At 47.4% G+C, this 18,484-nt stretch carries 6 protein-coding genes, 9 tRNA genes and 6 rRNA genes; all 21 read left to right on the plus strand.

Features of this window, described 5'->3' with window-relative positions; all coding sequences use genetic code 11:
- Positions 1-170: 170 nt before the first annotated feature.
- The 21 genes from HPT25_RS08360 (at position 171) to disA (ending at position 18,321) form a co-directional block, all read left to right on the plus strand.
- Positions 171-1,720: ribosomal RNA gene (locus HPT25_RS08360) — 16S ribosomal RNA — on the plus strand.
- A gap of 203 nt (positions 1,721-1,923) precedes the next feature.
- Positions 1,924-4,858 (plus strand): 23S ribosomal RNA (locus HPT25_RS08365).
- A gap of 88 nt (positions 4,859-4,946) precedes the next feature.
- Positions 4,947-5,063 (plus strand): 5S ribosomal RNA (gene rrf, locus HPT25_RS08370).
- Positions 5,064-5,073: 10 nt separating this feature from the next.
- Positions 5,074-5,149, plus strand: a tRNA-Val gene (locus HPT25_RS08375).
- 19 nt (positions 5,150-5,168) lie between these two features.
- Positions 5,169-5,244: transfer RNA gene (locus tag HPT25_RS08380), tRNA-Thr, on the plus strand.
- A gap of 5 nt (positions 5,245-5,249) precedes the next feature.
- Positions 5,250-5,325 (plus strand) — tRNA-Lys (locus HPT25_RS08385).
- Between the two features lie 9 nt (positions 5,326-5,334).
- Positions 5,335-5,416: transfer RNA gene (locus HPT25_RS08390), tRNA-Leu, on the plus strand.
- Between the two features lie 11 nt (positions 5,417-5,427).
- Positions 5,428-5,502: transfer RNA gene (locus HPT25_RS08395), tRNA-Gly, on the plus strand.
- Positions 5,503-5,507: 5 nt separating this feature from the next.
- Positions 5,508-5,596 (plus strand) — tRNA-Leu (locus tag HPT25_RS08400).
- Between the two features lie 14 nt (positions 5,597-5,610).
- A tRNA-Arg gene (locus tag HPT25_RS08405) sits at positions 5,611-5,687 on the plus strand.
- 15 nt (positions 5,688-5,702) lie between these two features.
- Positions 5,703-5,779 (plus strand) — tRNA-Pro (locus tag HPT25_RS08410).
- A 14-nt stretch (positions 5,780-5,793) separates the two neighbouring features.
- Positions 5,794-5,869 (plus strand) — tRNA-Ala (locus HPT25_RS08415).
- 168 nt (positions 5,870-6,037) lie between these two features.
- Positions 6,038-7,587 (plus strand): 16S ribosomal RNA (locus tag HPT25_RS08420).
- 203 nt (positions 7,588-7,790) lie between these two features.
- Positions 7,791-10,725 (plus strand): 23S ribosomal RNA (locus HPT25_RS08425).
- Between the two features lie 88 nt (positions 10,726-10,813).
- Positions 10,814-10,930 (plus strand): 5S ribosomal RNA (gene rrf, locus HPT25_RS08430).
- The 16S, 23S and 5S rRNA genes sit together here with 9 tRNA genes alongside, the layout of an rRNA operon.
- A 232-nt stretch (positions 10,931-11,162) precedes the next feature.
- A complete protein-coding gene (locus HPT25_RS08435) occupies positions 11,163-11,624 on the plus strand; it encodes a CtsR family transcriptional regulator (protein ID WP_173062567.1) in 462 nt (153 codons plus the stop codon).
- A 26-nt stretch (positions 11,625-11,650) separates the two neighbouring features.
- A complete protein-coding gene (gene mcsA / locus HPT25_RS08440; RefSeq protein ID WP_173062570.1) occupies positions 11,651-12,199 on the plus strand; it encodes a protein-arginine kinase activator protein McsA in 549 nt (182 codons plus the stop codon).
- Between the two features lies 1 nt (position 12,200).
- Positions 12,201-13,268, plus strand: coding sequence for a protein-arginine kinase McsB (gene mcsB, locus HPT25_RS08445; RefSeq protein ID WP_173062573.1), 1,068 nt, complete (start codon positions 12,201-12,203; stop codon positions 13,266-13,268).
- A gap of 20 nt (positions 13,269-13,288) precedes the next feature.
- Positions 13,289-15,733, plus strand: a complete 2,445-nt coding sequence (gene clpC, locus HPT25_RS08450; protein WP_173062576.1) for an ATP-dependent protease ATP-binding subunit ClpC — start codon at positions 13,289-13,291, stop codon at positions 15,731-15,733.
- Positions 15,734-15,861: 128 nt separating this feature from the next.
- The gene (radA, locus tag HPT25_RS08455) at positions 15,862-17,244 is read left to right on the plus strand and encodes a DNA repair protein RadA (protein ID WP_173062579.1); all 1,383 of its coding nucleotides are present in this window, start codon (positions 15,862-15,864) and stop codon (positions 17,242-17,244) included.
- Positions 17,245-17,247: 3 nt separating this feature from the next.
- A complete protein-coding gene (disA, locus tag HPT25_RS08460; RefSeq protein WP_173062582.1) occupies positions 17,248-18,321 on the plus strand; it encodes a DNA integrity scanning diadenylate cyclase DisA in 1,074 nt (357 codons plus the stop codon).
- Positions 18,322-18,484 lie beyond the last annotated feature (163 nt).

Consider the following 18,484-nt stretch of genomic DNA (forward strand, 5'->3'; position numbering starts at 1 on the left):
TAAAAAAGTTGTTGACTTTCGGTTGATAACTTGATATTATTAAAAAGTCGCTTTTGGGCGAAAGAGTTAGAATGTTCTTTGAAAACTAAACAAACAAAAACGTTAACAAACAATAATTATTCATTTCTAACGAAATGAAGCCAACGTTATTTTTATGAGCTATATCAACTTTCTTGGAGAGTTTGATCCTGGCTCAGGACGAACGCTGGCGGCGTGCCTAATACATGCAAGTCGAGCGAATCTCGAGGAGCTTGCTCCTTGAGGTTAGCGGCGGACGGGTGAGTAACACGTGGGCAACCTGCCTGTAAGATCGGGATAACTTCGGGAAACCGGAGCTAATACCGGATAATCTTCTTCCTTGCATGAGGAAGAACTGAAAGACGGTTTCGGCTGTCACTTACAGATGGGCCCGCGGCGCATTAGCTAGTTGGTGAGGTAACGGCTCACCAAGGCGACGATGCGTAGCCGACCTGAGAGGGTGATCGGCCACACTGGGACTGAGACACGGCCCAGACTCCTACGGGAGGCAGCAGTAGGGAATCTTCCACAATGGACGAAAGTCTGATGGAGCAACGCCGCGTGAGCGATGAAGGCCTTCGGGTCGTAAAGCTCTGTTGTTAGGGAAGAACAAGTACCGGAGTAACTGCCGGTACCTTGACGGTACCTAACCAGAAAGCCACGGCTAACTACGTGCCAGCAGCCGCGGTAATACGTAGGTGGCAAGCGTTGTCCGGAATTATTGGGCGTAAAGCGCGCGCAGGCGGTCCTTTAAGTCTGATGTGAAAGCCCACGGCTCAACCGTGGAGGGTCATTGGAAACTGGGGGACTTGAGTGCAGAAGAGGAAAGCGGAATTCCACGTGTAGCGGTGAAATGCGTAGAGATGTGGAGGAACACCAGTGGCGAAGGCGGCTTTCTGGTCTGTAACTGACGCTGAGGCGCGAAAGCGTGGGGAGCAAACAGGATTAGATACCCTGGTAGTCCACGCCGTAAACGATGAGTGCTAAGTGTTAGAGGGTTTCCGCCCTTTAGTGCTGCAGCTAACGCATTAAGCACTCCGCCTGGGGAGTACGGCCGCAAGGCTGAAACTCAAAGGAATTGACGGGGGCCCGCACAAGCGGTGGAGCATGTGGTTTAATTCGAAGCAACGCGAAGAACCTTACCAGGTCTTGACATCCTCTGACACTCCTAGAGATAGGACGTTCCCCTTCGGGGGACAGAGTGACAGGTGGTGCATGGTTGTCGTCAGCTCGTGTCGTGAGATGTTGGGTTAAGTCCCGCAACGAGCGCAACCCTTGATCTTAGTTGCCAGCATTTAGTTGGGCACTCTAAGGTGACTGCCGGTGACAAACCGGAGGAAGGTGGGGATGACGTCAAATCATCATGCCCCTTATGACCTGGGCTACACACGTGCTACAATGGATGGTACAAAGGGCAGCGAAGCCGCGAGGTGGAGCCAATCCCACAAAACCATTCTCAGTTCGGATTGCAGGCTGCAACTCGCCTGCATGAAGCCGGAATCGCTAGTAATCGCGGATCAGCATGCCGCGGTGAATACGTTCCCGGGCCTTGTACACACCGCCCGTCACACCACGAGAGTTTGTAACACCCGAAGTCGGTGGGGTAACCGTAAGGAGCCAGCCGCCTAAGGTGGGACAGATGATTGGGGTGAAGTCGTAACAAGGTAGCCGTATCGGAAGGTGCGGCTGGATCACCTCCTTTCTAAGGATAAAGCTGGACCTATGAGCCAGACAAAACGGTTTGTGACACGTTCTTTGTTTGTTTAGTTTTGAGAGAACAATCTCTCTCAAAGCTTTTTTTATTCGTTCTTTGAAAACTAGATAATCGTATAGAAGAAACCAAGCAAGAACCGAGTAATCGCCATTTTAGTTTTTCTCTCTTATTTTTAAGAGTAAAACCTTTTAGGTTAAGTTAGAAAGGGCGCACGGTGGATGCCTTGGCACTAGGAGCCGATGAAGGACGGGACTAACACCGATATGCTTCGGGGAGCTGTAAGTAAGCTTTGATCCGGAGATTTCCGAATGGGGGAACCCACTGCTCGTAATGGAGCAGTATCTTTACCTGAATACATAGGGTACTGAAGGCAGACCCGGGGAACTGAAACATCTAAGTACCCGGAGGAAGAGAAAGCAAACGCGATTCCCTGAGTAGCGGCGAGCGAAACGGGAACAGCCCAAACCGAAAGGCTTGCCTTTCGGGGTTGTAGGACACTCAACATGGAGTTACAAAGGAACGGGGTAGATGAAGCGGTCTGGAAAGGCCCGTCATAGAAGGTAACAGCCCTGTAGTTGAAACTTCGTTCCCTCCTGAGTGGATCCTGAGTACGGCCGGACACGTGAAATCCGGTCGGAAGCAGGGAGGACCATCTCCCAAGGCTAAATACTCCCTAGTGACCGATAGTGAACCAGTACCGTGAGGGAAAGGTGAAAAGCACCCCGGAAGGGGAGTGAAAGAGATCCTGAAACCGTGTGCCTACAAGTAGTCAGAGCCCGTTTATGGGTGATGGCGTGCCTTTTGTAGAATGAACCGGCGAGTTACGATTACATGCAAGGTTAAGTTGAAGAGACGGAGCCGCAGCGAAAGCGAGTCTGAATAGGGCGTTTTAGTATGTAGTCGTAGACCCGAAACCAGGTGATCTACCCATGTCCAGGGTGAAGTCCAGGTAACACTGGATGGAGGCCCGAACCGACGCACGTTGAAAAGTGCGCGGATGAGGTGTGGGTAGCGGAGAAATTCCAATCGAACTTGGAGATAGCTGGTTCTCTCCGAAATAGCTTTAGGGCTAGCCTCACGTAGTAAGAGTCTTGGAGGTAGAGCACTGTTTGGACTAGGGGCCCTCATCGGGTTACCGAATTCAGACAAACTCCGAATGCCAAAGACTTATCCGTGGGAGTCAGACTGCGAGTGATAAGATCCGTAGTCAAAAGGGAAACAGCCCAGACCACCAGCTAAGGTCCCAAAGTATACGTTAAGTGGAAAAGGATGTGGAGTTGCTTAGACAACCAGGATGTTGGCTTAGAAGCAGCCACCATTTAAAGAGTGCGTAATAGCTCACTGGTCGAGTGACTCTGCGCCGAAAATGTACCGGGGCTAAACGTATCACCGAAGCTGTGGATTGACATCTACGATGTCAGTGGTAGGAGAGCGTTCTAAGGGCTGTGAAGCGGGATCGGAAGGACCCGTGGAGCGCTTAGAAGTGAGAATGCCGGTATGAGTAGCGAAAGATGAGTGAGAATCTCATCCACCGAATGCCTAAGGTTTCCTGAGGAAGGCTCGTCCGCTCAGGGTTAGTCGGGACCTAAGCCGAGGCCGAAAGGCGTAGGCGATGGACAACAGGTTGATATTCCTGTACCACCTCTTTATCGTTTGAGTGATGGGGGGACGCAGGAGGATAGGGTAAGCGCGCTGTTGGATATGCGCGTCTAAGCAGTTAGGCTGAGAAGCAGGAAAATCCGCTTTTCGAACAGGCTGAGCTGTGATAGCGAGGGAAATAGAGTACCGAAGTTCCTGATTCCACACTGCCAAGAAAAGCCTCTAGCGAGATAAAAGGTGCCCGTACCGCAAACCGACACAGGTAGGCGAGGAGAGAATCCTAAGGTGAGCGAGAGAACTCTCGTTAAGGAACTCGGCAAAATGACCCCGTAACTTCGGGAGAAGGGGTGCTTTTTGAGGTGAATAGCCTCGAAGAGCCGCAGTGAATAGGCCCAGGCGACTGTTTAGCAAAAACACAGGTCTCTGCGAAGCCGCAAGGCGAAGTATAGGGGCTGACGCCTGCCCGGTGCTGGAAGGTTAAGAGGAGGGGTTAGCGCAAGCGAAGCTCTGAATCGAAGCCCCAGTAAACGGCGGCCGTAACTATAACGGTCCTAAGGTAGCGAAATTCCTTGTCGGGTAAGTTCCGACCCGCACGAAAGGCGTAACGATCTGGGCACTGTCTCAACGAGAGACTCGGTGAAATTATAGTACCTGTGAAGATGCAGGTTACCCGCGACAGGACGGAAAGACCCCATGGAGCTTTACTGTAGCCTGATATTGAATTTTGGTACAGCTTGTACAGGATAGGTAGGAGCCTGAGAAGCCGGAGCGCCAGCTTCGGTGGAGGCGTCGGTGGGATACTACCCTGGCTGTATTGAAATTCTAACCCACACCCCTGATCGGGGTGGGAGACAGTGTCAGGTGGGCAGTTTGACTGGGGCGGTCGCCTCCTAAAGAGTAACGGAGGCGCCCAAAGGTTCCCTCAGAATGGTTGGAAATCATTCGCAGAGTGTAAAGGCACAAGGGAGCTTGACTGCGAGACCTACAAGTCGAGCAGGGACGAAAGTCGGGCTTAGTGATCCGGTGGTTCCGCATGGAAGGGCCATCGCTCAACGGATAAAAGCTACCCTGGGGATAACAGGCTTATCTCCCCCAAGAGTCCACATCGACGGGGAGGTTTGGCACCTCGATGTCGGCTCATCGCATCCTGGGGCTGTAGTCGGTCCCAAGGGTTGGGCTGTTCGCCCATTAAAGCGGTACGCGAGCTGGGTTCAGAACGTCGTGAGACAGTTCGGTCCCTATCCGTCGCGGGCGCAGGAAATTTGAGAGGAGCTGTCCTTAGTACGAGAGGACCGGGATGGACGCACCGCTGGTGTACCAGTTGTCTTGCCAAAGGCATCGCTGGGTAGCTATGTGCGGACGGGATAAGTGCTGAAAGCATCTAAGCATGAAGCCCCCCTCAAGATGAGATTTCCCATAGCGTCAAGCTAGTAAGATCCCTGAAAGATGATCAGGTTGATAGGTCAGAGGTGGAAGCGTGGTAACATGTGGAGCTGACTGATACTAATCGATCGAGGACTTAACCAAGTCATAGCAATATGAATAAAGCGAACTCGTTCTTAAACGTTTCTTCTGTATTATCTAGTTTTGAGGGAATGAAACCTCAATAAAATAGTCTGGCGGTGATGGCGAGAAGGTCACACCCGTTCCCATACCGAACACGGAAGTTAAGCTTCTCAGCGCCAATGGTAGTTGGGGCGAAAGCCCCTGTGAGAGTAGGACGCTGCCAGGCTATAAAATATGGAGGATTAGCTCAGCTGGGAGAGCATCTGCCTTACAAGCAGAGGGTCGGCGGTTCGATCCCGTCATCCTCCACCATTTACAATATTTATTTTATGCCGGTTTAGCTCAATTGGTAGAGCAACTGACTTGTAATCAGTAGGTTGGGGGTTCAAGTCCTCTAGCCGGCACCATGTTTGAGCCATTAGCTCAGTTGGTAGAGCATCTGACTTTTAATCAGAGGGTCGAAGGTTCGAGTCCTTCATGGCTCACCATTTAAATATGCGGGTGTGGCGGAATTGGCAGACGCACCAGACTTAGGATCTGGCGCCGCAAGGCGTGGGGGTTCGACTCCCTTCACCCGCATCATTTAATATGCGGAAGTAGTTCAGTGGTAGAACACCACCTTGCCAAGGTGGGGGTCGCGGGTTCGAATCCCGTCTTCCGCTCCAAAGTTGCCGGGGTGGCGGAACTGGCAGACGCACAGGACTTAAAATCCTGCGGTAGGTGACTACCGTACCGGTTCGATTCCGGTCCTCGGCACCACTTTAATGAAACATGCGCCCGTAGCTCAATTGGATAGAGCGTCTGACTACGGATCAGAAGGTTATGGGTTCGACTCCTTTCGGGCGCGCCACCAATTAAAGCATATCGGGAAATAGCTCAGCTTGGTAGAGCACTTGGTTTGGGACCAAGGGGTCGCAGGTTCGAATCCTGTTTTCCCGACCAGTACATTTAATATTGGGGCCTTAGCTCAGCTGGGAGAGCGCCTGCTTTGCACGCAGGAGGTCAGCGGTTCGATCCCGCTAGGCTCCACCAAAAAACATGTTGACAAAGTAATTTTGCTTTGTTATCATAAAAAAGTCGCTTTTGGGCGAAAGAGTTAGAATGTTCTTTGAAAACTAAACAAACAAAAACGTTAACAAACAATAATTATTCATTTCTAACGAAATGAAGCCAACGTTATTTTTATGAGCTATATCAACTTTCTTGGAGAGTTTGATCCTGGCTCAGGACGAACGCTGGCGGCGTGCCTAATACATGCAAGTCGAGCGAATCTCGAGGAGCTTGCTCCTTGAGGTTAGCGGCGGACGGGTGAGTAACACGTGGGCAACCTGCCTGTAAGATCGGGATAACTTCGGGAAACCGGAGCTAATACCGGATAATCTTCTTCCTTGCATGAGGAAGAACTGAAAGACGGTTTCGGCTGTCACTTACAGATGGGCCCGCGGCGCATTAGCTAGTTGGTGAGGTAACGGCTCACCAAGGCGACGATGCGTAGCCGACCTGAGAGGGTGATCGGCCACACTGGGACTGAGACACGGCCCAGACTCCTACGGGAGGCAGCAGTAGGGAATCTTCCACAATGGACGAAAGTCTGATGGAGCAACGCCGCGTGAGCGATGAAGGCCTTCGGGTCGTAAAGCTCTGTTGTTAGGGAAGAACAAGTACCGGAGTAACTGCCGGTACCTTGACGGTACCTAACCAGAAAGCCACGGCTAACTACGTGCCAGCAGCCGCGGTAATACGTAGGTGGCAAGCGTTGTCCGGAATTATTGGGCGTAAAGCGCGCGCAGGCGGTCCTTTAAGTCTGATGTGAAAGCCCACGGCTCAACCGTGGAGGGTCATTGGAAACTGGGGGACTTGAGTGCAGAAGAGGAAAGCGGAATTCCACGTGTAGCGGTGAAATGCGTAGAGATGTGGAGGAACACCAGTGGCGAAGGCGGCTTTCTGGTCTGTAACTGACGCTGAGGCGCGAAAGCGTGGGGAGCAAACAGGATTAGATACCCTGGTAGTCCACGCCGTAAACGATGAGTGCTAAGTGTTAGAGGGTTTCCGCCCTTTAGTGCTGCAGCTAACGCATTAAGCACTCCGCCTGGGGAGTACGGCCGCAAGGCTGAAACTCAAAGGAATTGACGGGGGCCCGCACAAGCGGTGGAGCATGTGGTTTAATTCGAAGCAACGCGAAGAACCTTACCAGGTCTTGACATCCTCTGACACTCCTAGAGATAGGACGTTCCCCTTCGGGGGACAGAGTGACAGGTGGTGCATGGTTGTCGTCAGCTCGTGTCGTGAGATGTTGGGTTAAGTCCCGCAACGAGCGCAACCCTTGATCTTAGTTGCCAGCATTTAGTTGGGCACTCTAAGGTGACTGCCGGTGACAAACCGGAGGAAGGTGGGGATGACGTCAAATCATCATGCCCCTTATGACCTGGGCTACACACGTGCTACAATGGATGGTACAAAGGGCAGCGAAGCCGCGAGGTGGAGCCAATCCCACAAAACCATTCTCAGTTCGGATTGCAGGCTGCAACTCGCCTGCATGAAGCCGGAATCGCTAGTAATCGCGGATCAGCATGCCGCGGTGAATACGTTCCCGGGCCTTGTACACACCGCCCGTCACACCACGAGAGTTTGTAACACCCGAAGTCGGTGGGGTAACCGTAAGGAGCCAGCCGCCTAAGGTGGGACAGATGATTGGGGTGAAGTCGTAACAAGGTAGCCGTATCGGAAGGTGCGGCTGGATCACCTCCTTTCTAAGGATAAAGCTGGACCTATGAGCCAGACAAAACGGTTTGTGACACGTTCTTTGTTTGTTTAGTTTTGAGAGAACAATCTCTCTCAAAGCTTTTTTTATTCGTTCTTTGAAAACTAGATAATCGTATAGAAGAAACCAAGCAAGAACCGAGTAATCGCCATTTTAGTTTTTCTCTCTTATTTTTAAGAGTAAAACCTTTTAGGTTAAGTTAGAAAGGGCGCACGGTGGATGCCTTGGCACTAGGAGCCGATGAAGGACGGGACTAACACCGATATGCTTCGGGGAGCTGTAAGTAAGCTTTGATCCGGAGATTTCCGAATGGGGGAACCCACTGCTCGTAATGGAGCAGTATCTTTACCTGAATACATAGGGTACTGAAGGCAGACCCGGGGAACTGAAACATCTAAGTACCCGGAGGAAGAGAAAGCAAACGCGATTCCCTGAGTAGCGGCGAGCGAAACGGGAACAGCCCAAACCGAAAGGCTTGCCTTTCGGGGTTGTAGGACACTCAACATGGAGTTACAAAGGAACGGGGTAGATGAAGCGGTCTGGAAAGGCCCGTCATAGAAGGTAACAGCCCTGTAGTTGAAACTTCGTTCCCTCCTGAGTGGATCCTGAGTACGGCCGGACACGTGAAATCCGGTCGGAAGCAGGGAGGACCATCTCCCAAGGCTAAATACTCCCTAGTGACCGATAGTGAACCAGTACCGTGAGGGAAAGGTGAAAAGCACCCCGGAAGGGGAGTGAAAGAGATCCTGAAACCGTGTGCCTACAAGTAGTCAGAGCCCGTTTATGGGTGATGGCGTGCCTTTTGTAGAATGAACCGGCGAGTTACGATTACATGCAAGGTTAAGTTGAAGAGACGGAGCCGCAGCGAAAGCGAGTCTGAATAGGGCGTTTTAGTATGTAGTCGTAGACCCGAAACCAGGTGATCTACCCATGTCCAGGGTGAAGTCCAGGTAACACTGGATGGAGGCCCGAACCGACGCACGTTGAAAAGTGCGCGGATGAGGTGTGGGTAGCGGAGAAATTCCAATCGAACTTGGAGATAGCTGGTTCTCTCCGAAATAGCTTTAGGGCTAGCCTCACGTAGTAAGAGTCTTGGAGGTAGAGCACTGTTTGGACTAGGGGCCCTCATCGGGTTACCGAATTCAGACAAACTCCGAATGCCAAAGACTTATCCGTGGGAGTCAGACTGCGAGTGATAAGATCCGTAGTCAAAAGGGAAACAGCCCAGACCACCAGCTAAGGTCCCAAAGTATACGTTAAGTGGAAAAGGATGTGGAGTTGCTTAGACAACCAGGATGTTGGCTTAGAAGCAGCCACCATTTAAAGAGTGCGTAATAGCTCACTGGTCGAGTGACTCTGCGCCGAAAATGTACCGGGGCTAAACGTATCACCGAAGCTGTGGATTGACATCTACGATGTCAGTGGTAGGAGAGCGTTCTAAGGGCTGTGAAGCGGGATCGGAAGGACCCGTGGAGCGCTTAGAAGTGAGAATGCCGGTATGAGTAGCGAAAGATGAGTGAGAATCTCATCCACCGAATGCCTAAGGTTTCCTGAGGAAGGCTCGTCCGCTCAGGGTTAGTCGGGACCTAAGCCGAGGCCGAAAGGCGTAGGCGATGGACAACAGGTTGATATTCCTGTACCACCTCTTTATCGTTTGAGTGATGGGGGGACGCAGGAGGATAGGGTAAGCGCGCTGTTGGATATGCGCGTCTAAGCAGTTAGGCTGAGAAGCAGGAAAATCCGCTTTTCGAACAGGCTGAGCTGTGATAGCGAGGGAAATAGAGTACCGAAGTTCCTGATTCCACACTGCCAAGAAAAGCCTCTAGCGAGATAAAAGGTGCCCGTACCGCAAACCGACACAGGTAGGCGAGGAGAGAATCCTAAGGTGAGCGAGAGAACTCTCGTTAAGGAACTCGGCAAAATGACCCCGTAACTTCGGGAGAAGGGGTGCTTTTTGAGGTGAATAGCCTCGAAGAGCCGCAGTGAATAGGCCCAGGCGACTGTTTAGCAAAAACACAGGTCTCTGCGAAGCCGCAAGGCGAAGTATAGGGGCTGACGCCTGCCCGGTGCTGGAAGGTTAAGAGGAGGGGTTAGCGCAAGCGAAGCTCTGAATCGAAGCCCCAGTAAACGGCGGCCGTAACTATAACGGTCCTAAGGTAGCGAAATTCCTTGTCGGGTAAGTTCCGACCCGCACGAAAGGCGTAACGATCTGGGCACTGTCTCAACGAGAGACTCGGTGAAATTATAGTACCTGTGAAGATGCAGGTTACCCGCGACAGGACGGAAAGACCCCATGGAGCTTTACTGTAGCCTGATATTGAATTTTGGTACAGCTTGTACAGGATAGGTAGGAGCCTGAGAAGCCGGAGCGCCAGCTTCGGTGGAGGCGTCGGTGGGATACTACCCTGGCTGTATTGAAATTCTAACCCACACCCCTGATCGGGGTGGGAGACAGTGTCAGGTGGGCAGTTTGACTGGGGCGGTCGCCTCCTAAAGAGTAACGGAGGCGCCCAAAGGTTCCCTCAGAATGGTTGGAAATCATTCGCAGAGTGTAAAGGCACAAGGGAGCTTGACTGCGAGACCTACAAGTCGAGCAGGGACGAAAGTCGGGCTTAGTGATCCGGTGGTTCCGCATGGAAGGGCCATCGCTCAACGGATAAAAGCTACCCTGGGGATAACAGGCTTATCTCCCCCAAGAGTCCACATCGACGGGGAGGTTTGGCACCTCGATGTCGGCTCATCGCATCCTGGGGCTGTAGTCGGTCCCAAGGGTTGGGCTGTTCGCCCATTAAAGCGGTACGCGAGCTGGGTTCAGAACGTCGTGAGACAGTTCGGTCCCTATCCGTCGCGGGCGCAGGAAATTTGAGAGGAGCTGTCCTTAGTACGAGAGGACCGGGATGGACGCACCGCTGGTGTACCAGTTGTCTTGCCAAAGGCATCGCTGGGTAGCTATGTGCGGACGGGATAAGTGCTGAAAGCATCTAAGCATGAAGCCCCCCTCAAGATGAGATTTCCCATAGCGTCAAGCTAGTAAGATCCCTGAAAGATGATCAGGTTGATAGGTCAGAGGTGGAAGCGTGGTAACATGTGGAGCTGACTGATACTAATCGATCGAGGACTTAACCAAGTCATAGCAATATGAATAAAGCGAACTCGTTCTTAAACGTTTCTTCTGTATTATCTAGTTTTGAGGGAATGAAACCTCAATAAAATAGTCTGGCGGTGATGGCGAGAAGGTCACACCCGTTCCCATACCGAACACGGAAGTTAAGCTTCTCAGCGCCGATGGTAGTTGGGGCGAAAGCCCCTGTGAGAGTAGGACGCTGCCAGGCAAATAAAGGACAACCTTAAACAGGTTGTCCTTTTTTGTATATACAAAAATTAAATTTTAAGCATGAAATATTTATTCAACTAAAAATATAGTAGTTTTTTCTCAAAAGACTGAGGTTTTGCAATGAAAGGAATTGGGAAAAATCTATAGTAGTGAAACATTGCATCTATATAAAATTTTGGGTATAATTTATGTCAAATATAGTCAAAGTCAGATGGTGAGGGGGTGGGAAGATGAGAAACATCTCCGATATTATTGAAAAATATTTAAAGCAAGTTTTAGAAATGAGTGATGAGGAAATCGTTGAAATCAAACGGAGTGAAATTGCAGATAAGTTTCAATGTGTACCTTCGCAAATTAATTATGTGATCAATACAAGATTTACGATTGAGAGAGGCTACATCGTAGAAAGTAAACGTGGCGGCGGCGGGTATATTCGAATCATAAAAGTACAATCTCACGACTCCGCACACTTAATTGACCATTTACTTTCATTAGTAAACCATAGAATTAGTCAAACAAATGCTGAAGATGTCATTACCCGCCTTGTCCATGAGGAGGTAATTACGCATCGGGAAGCGAAAATTATGTTAAGTGTTATTGACCGTTCTGTTTTATATATTGATCTCCCATACAGGGATGAATTAAGGGCAAGAATGTTGAGAGCAATGTTAACATCATTAAAATATAAATAATCTAGCAGCAGGAGAGGGTGAATAGGATGATTTGCCAAGAGTGCAATCAAAGACCTGCCGCACTTCATTTTACAAAAATCATAAATGGAGAAAAAACTGAAGTGCATCTTTGTGAGAAGTGCGCCCAGGATCATGGTGAAATGTTTATTTTTGGCGGAGATTCAGGTTTTACGATTAATAATTTGCTGGCTGGCTTATTTAATATTGATGCATCCTTTCAAAAGCCTGCACAAAGTCCATTTCATCAAGAAGAAATTTTGCAATGCAGCCACTGCACTATGACATTTCCACAGTTTTTAAAGGTGGGCCGCTTTGGATGTGCCCATTGTTATGAAACGTTTAAAGACCAATTAAAGCCGGTCTTGAAGCGTGTGCACAGTGGGAATTGGAGCCACGCTGGAAAAATTCCTAAAAGAATCGGCGGCAGCATCCATCTTAAGAAACAGGTTGAAGAATTAAAAAATGAGTTGCAAGATTGTATAACTCATGAAGAGTTTGAAAAGGCAGCACAGATTCGGGATGAAATCCGCATCCTTGAGAAAAAGATTGCCGGAAGTCTTGAGGGAGGGGAATAAAGTGTCACTAGAACGCTTTCTTAATCAAGCGGTAAGCTCCTGGATGAATGAGGAAGGACCTGATTCCGATATTGTCCTTAGCACTCGAATACGCTATGCCCGAAACCTTGCAGCATATAAATTTCCTACTCTATTTTCACATGAAGAAGCAAAAAGAATTATTAGTGAACTGGAGGAATTTATTAAAGTCTCTGATTTTTATAAATTCGGGCAAATGGAATTACTGCGTATTGATGAAATGCAGCCACTGCAGAAACGGGTTTTAGTTGAGAAGCATTTAATCAGCCCTCATTTGGCAGAAGATTCACCATATGGTGCGGTATTATTAACCGAAAATGAAGAAGTTAGTATTATGATAAATGAAGAGGATCATATCAGAATTCAATGCCTGTTCCCAGGGTTACAATTATCAGAAGCATTAAATACCGCAAATGAAGTGGATGATTGGCTCGAAAGCCATATTGAATATGCATTTGATGAAAAATATGGTTATTTATCGAGCTGTCCTACCAATGTTGGCACAGGGATTAGAGCTTCCGTCATGATGCACTTGCCAGGATTGATTCTAACCCAGCAAATGAATCGAATCATACCTGCGATTAATCAGCTAGGGCTTGTGGTAAGAGGAATTTATGGTGAAGGAAGTGAGGCCCTGGGGAATATTTTCCAAATTTCCAACCAAATTACACTCGGAAAGTCGGAAGAAGATATCTGCCGTGATCTTATGGGTGTGGTCAGCCAGTTAATTTCACAGGAAAGGTCAGCGCGTGAAGCATTACGTAAGACTTCTAACATACAATTAGAAGACAGAGTGTTCCGTTCTTTGGGAGTTTTAGTAAATAGCCGAATCATTGAATCAAAAGAAGCAGCTAGGTGTTTATCAGATGTTCGGCTTGGAATTGATATGGGCTATATTCAAAATTTGCCCAGAACCATACTTAATGAATTAATGATATTAACCCAGCCAGGTTTTCTTCAGCAATATGCCGGCGGTCCTTTAAGACCGTTTGAAAGGGATATCAGACGAGCGTCGTTAATTCGCGAACGAATTAAAATGGAGTCTCAATAATTGGTGAGGAGGAAGAAAACATGATGTTCGGTCGTTTTACTGAAAGAGCGCAAAAAGTACTTGCACTAGCACAAGAAGAGGCAATTCGCCTTGGTCATAATAATATTGGAACTGAGCATATTTTATTAGGACTGGTACGTGAAGGTGAAGGAATCGCTGCAAAAGCCCTATATGGTCTTGGACTAGGTTCTGATAAAATTCAAAAAGAAGTGGAAAATCTTATTGGCAAAGGGACTGATACACCGCAAACGATCCACTATACCCCTAGAGCAAAGAAGGTTATTGAGCTTTCTATGGATGAGGCGCGAAAATTAGGCCATTCCTATGTCGGGACAGAACATATCCTTCTAGGGTTAATTCGTGAAGGTGAAGGAGTTGCTGCCCGAGTTCTAAATAATCTTGGGGTAAGCTTAAATAAAGCCCGTCAGCAGGTACTGCAATTACTTGGTAGTAACGAATCAGGAGGACACCAAGGTGGAGCATCCGCCAGTGCCAATACGCCAACTCTTGATAGTCTTGCTAGAGATCTGACATCCATTGCCCGTGAAGGAAGTCTTGACCCTGTAATTGGGAGAAGCAAAGAAATACAACGGGTTATTGAGGTATTAAGTCGCCGCACGAAAAATAATCCAGTACTAATCGGCGAACCTGGTGTCGGGAAAACAGCAATTGCTGAAGGATTGGCTCAGCAAATTGTCAATAATGAGGTACCCGAAATACTGCGTGATAAGCGGGTTATGACTCTTGATATGGGAACGGTCGTTGCCGGGACAAAATATCGAGGTGAGTTTGAAGACCGCTTGAAGAAAGTAATGGATGAAATCCGACAAGCTGGAAACATCATTTTATTTATTGATGAACTGCATACATTAATTGGCGCAGGTGGTGCTGAGGGAGCCATTGATGCCTCTAATATTTTGAAACCTTCGCTTGCCCGCGGTGAACTTCAGTGCATTGGAGCAACAACGCTGGATGAGTATCGAAAATATATTGAAAAAGATGCAGCTTTGGAACGGCGCTTCCAGCCAATCCGGGTGGATGAACCGACTGCTGATGAGTCGATTCAAATTTTACAAGGGTTGCGTGATCGTTATGAAGCACATCACCGTGTTTCAATCACGGATGAAGCGATTGAAGCAGCAGTAAAGTTGTCTGACCGTTACATTTCTGACCGCTTCCTTCCTGATAAAGCGATTGATTTAATTGATGAAGCTGGTTCAAAAGTTAGATTGCGTTCTTATACTACACCTCCAAATTTAAAAGAGTTGGAGGTAAGGCTTGAAGAAGTGCGGAAGGAAAAAGATGCTGCTGTACAAAGCCAGGAATTTGAAAAAGCGGCTTCTTTAAGAGATTCGGAACAGCGTTTGCGTGAACAGCTGGAGGAAACCAAGAAGACTTGGAAGGAAAAACAAGGACAAGAAAATAACCAGGTAACCGTTGATGATATTGCCAATGTGGTTTCCAGCTGGACGGGAGTACCCGTTTCCAAACTTGCGCAAACTGAAACAGCAAAACTGCTGAATTTAGAAGAAATTCTCCATTCCCGTGTGATTGGTCAGGATGAAGCAGTTAAGGCAGTGTCTAAGGCTGTTCGCCGTGCTAGAGCCGGTTTAAAAGATCCAAAACGCCCTATTGGCTCGTTTGTATTCCTTGGCCCTACAGGTGTAGGAAAAACTGAATTAGCAAGAGCTTTAGCAGAAGCAATGTTTGGTGATGAGGATGCGATGATCCGTATTGATATGTCAGAGTATATGGAAAAACACTCGACATCCCGTCTTGTAGGGTCTCCTCCTGGATATGTAGGCTATGAGGAAGGCGGACAATTAACGGAAAAAGTCCGCAGAAAACCTTATTCCGTTATTTTGCTCGATGAGATTGAAAAAGCACATCCCGATGTCTTCAATATTTTATTACAAGTCCTTGAGGATGGCCGATTAACAGATTCCAAAGGAAGAACCGTTGATTTCCGAAATACTGTTTTAATTATGACATCCAATGTAGGCGCAGAAGCACTAAAACGTAATAAATATGTGGGCTTTAACATTCAAGATACAGCGGATCAAGATTATAAAGATATGAAAGGCAAAGTAATGGAAGAATTAAAGAAAGCTTTCCGTCCAGAATTTTTGAACAGGATTGATGAAATTATTGTCTTCCATGCGCTTGAGAAAAAGCATCTTGAAGAGATTGTAACCTTGTTATCTGACCAGCTTATTAAGCGTCTGAATGAGCAAAATATTTCGATTGAGCTATCACCTGCTGCGAAAGGCAAAATTTCTGAGGAAGGGTACGATCCGGAATATGGTGCAAGACCACTCCGCCGTGCTATCCAGAAGCATATTGAAGACCGCCTTTCTGAGGAACTGTTAAAGGGTACCTTGTTAACGGGTCAGCATGCGGTGATCGATGTCGAAAATAATGAATTTGTAGTTAAAACTGCAGAGAAGACAGGTGCAACGAAATAATAAGCTATTAAGTATAAACATCATTAGGGTCATTTGTAATAATCCCAAGGGGTACACGTTAATAAAGGTAAATCGTGTGCCTCTTTTTCTTTCAATATTTTTGCAGTTAAGGTAAAAAGGAGATCCAAATGGTTAAACGAAAAACAAAGTTTATCTGCCAGGAGTGCGGGTATGAGTCACCTAAATGGATGGGGAAATGCCCTGGATGTGGTGCGTGGAATAAGATGGTAGAGGAAGTTGAGATAACGGGAACAGCAAGGAGAGGGGCATTTGCTCATTCTCAAGGAGGGCATGCTATCTCGTCAAAGCCTGCCCCCATTACATCGATTGAAATGGTGAGTGAGCCGAGAATTCATACGGATTTAAAGGAGTTAAACCGAGTTCTGGGCGGCGGTGTCGTAAGAGGATCCTTAGTGCTTATTGGCGGGGACCCTGGCATTGGGAAATCAACATTGCTCCTGCAAGTATCCTCGCAGCTGGCGAATAAAGGCCATCAAGTTTTATACATATCTGGTGAAGAATCATTGCGGCAGACTAAACTCCGTGCAGAAAGATTAAATGCCTCTTCGGAAAACCTGCTCGTCTATGCAGAAACCAACCTGGAAGAAATAAACCGGACTATTGAAGGGCTGAATCCGAGTTTTGTAATCATAGATTCCATTCAGACTGTTTTTCATCCGGACGTTACATCTGCGCCAGGGAGTGTCTCCCAGGTACGTGAATGTACAGCTGAATTAATGCGGATTGGCAAGACAAAAGGCATTGCTATTTTTATTGTTGGCCATGTTACAAAGGAAGGATCGATTGCCGGTCCAAGGCTGCTTGAACATATGGTTGATACGGTTCTTTATTTTGAAGGGGAGAGGCACCATACGTACCGAATTTTAAGAGCCGTCAAGAATCGCTTCGGTTCAACGAATGAAATGGGTATTTTTGAGATGAAGGAGTCTGGGCTTGAAGAGGTAGAGAATCCGTCGGAGATTTTCCTGGAGGAACGTTCACGGGGAGCCGCAGGATCAACCGTAGTGGCATCAATGGAGGGAACCCGCCCTGTACTCGTGGAAATTCAAGCACTTATTTCACCAACGAGTTTCGGAAACCCGAGAAGAATGGCGACAGGAATTGATTATAACCGAGTGCCATTATTAATGGCAGTTCTAGAAAAGCGTGTCGGGATGCTATTAGCCAATCAAGATGCCTATGTAAAGGTAGCCGGCGGTGTAAAATTGGATGAGCCTGCAATTGATTTAGCTGTTGCAGTAAGTATTGCCTCCAGTTTTAGGGATAAGCCGACAAGGCCAACTGATTGTATTATCGGAGAAGTTGGATTAACTGGTGAAGTTAGAAGAGTATCAAGAATCGAACAGCGCGTTCAGGAAGCAGCGAAGCTGGGATTTGAGCGGGTGATCCTCCCTGCCAATAATCTAGGCGGCTGGAGTGGGCCAAAAGGAGTAGAATTAATCGGGGTTTCGTCTGTCAGTGAGGCACTGCAGGCAGCACTTGGAGGGTAGAAGATGGATCATAAAAAGCTTGGTGATCAGTCTATCATGGATGTATTGCAGTTCATTGCACCGGGTACACCAATCCGAGAGGGATTAGATAATGTTCTTAGAGCTAATACAGGCGGCCTTATTGTTATTGGATATAACGAAAAAGTAAAAAATATCGTTGACGGCGGTTTCGAAATAAATTGTCCATTTTCGCCAAGTTTTTTGTATGAGCTGGCAAAAATGGACGGAGCTATTATTCTCAATGAGACGGGGAATAGAATTCTGATTGCCAATGCACAGCTAGCACCTGATGCGGATATCCCGTCCTCGGAAACGGGCATGCGTCACCGAACTGCGGAGCGTACTGCGAAACAAACAAAAGCTCTGGTGATTGCCATTTCTCAAAGAAGAAATGTCATTTCCTTATATCAAGGGAATCTTCGTTATGCTTTAAAAGATATCGCGGTGATCTTAACTAAAGCGAACCAAGCAATACAAACATTGGAAAAGTATAAGGTAGTATTGGAACAAAGTATAACGAATCTAAGTATTCTAGAGTTTGAGGAGTCTGTTACATATAATGACTTTTTGCTTGTGCTTCACCGTTTTGAAATGGTGCTAAAGATTAAGAACGAACTTTTGGCCCTTTTATACGAGCTGGGTACAGAAGGCCGGCTGATTCGATTACAAATGAATGAGATTTTGACGGATTTGGAAGAAGAAATGATGCTGATCATCAGGGATTATGCCTTTGAGCGGGAAGTAAAAGCCAGAGACATATTGGCCAAAATGCAGGTATTGGCCAATAATGGTACGATTGAAGATATGGTTTTATTAAAATTACTGGGATACCTTGGTTACGTTCATCTTGATGAAAATAAACATCCAAGGGGATATCGAATTTTAAATAAAATCCCCAGACTTCCTTCAATTATTATCGAAAACCTGGTCAGCAGCTTTAAAATTCTCCCTAAAATTCTTTTTGCCACTGAACAAGAACTGGATGAAGTGGAGGGTATTGGGGAAGTTCGAGCGAAGAAAATTAAGGAAGGCTTTAAATTAATTAAAGAGCGTCTTTACATTGATCGTCATTTATAATAAACAATTCGTCTATTGTGTAAAATTGAAATTCCTATTCATTTGACAGTGATTTTTTCCAATGCTACCCTATGAGAAGTAAGAATTTTACATCTCTAATATATTTCAAAATGTTTACAGTTTGGAAAAATAATCAGTAAATCAAGGTTTCAAATTTAGGAAT

Origin of the sequence: Neobacillus endophyticus (assembly GCF_013248975.1) — a bacterium.
GTDB lineage: Bacteria > Bacillota > Bacilli > Bacillales > Cytobacillaceae > Neobacillus > Neobacillus endophyticus.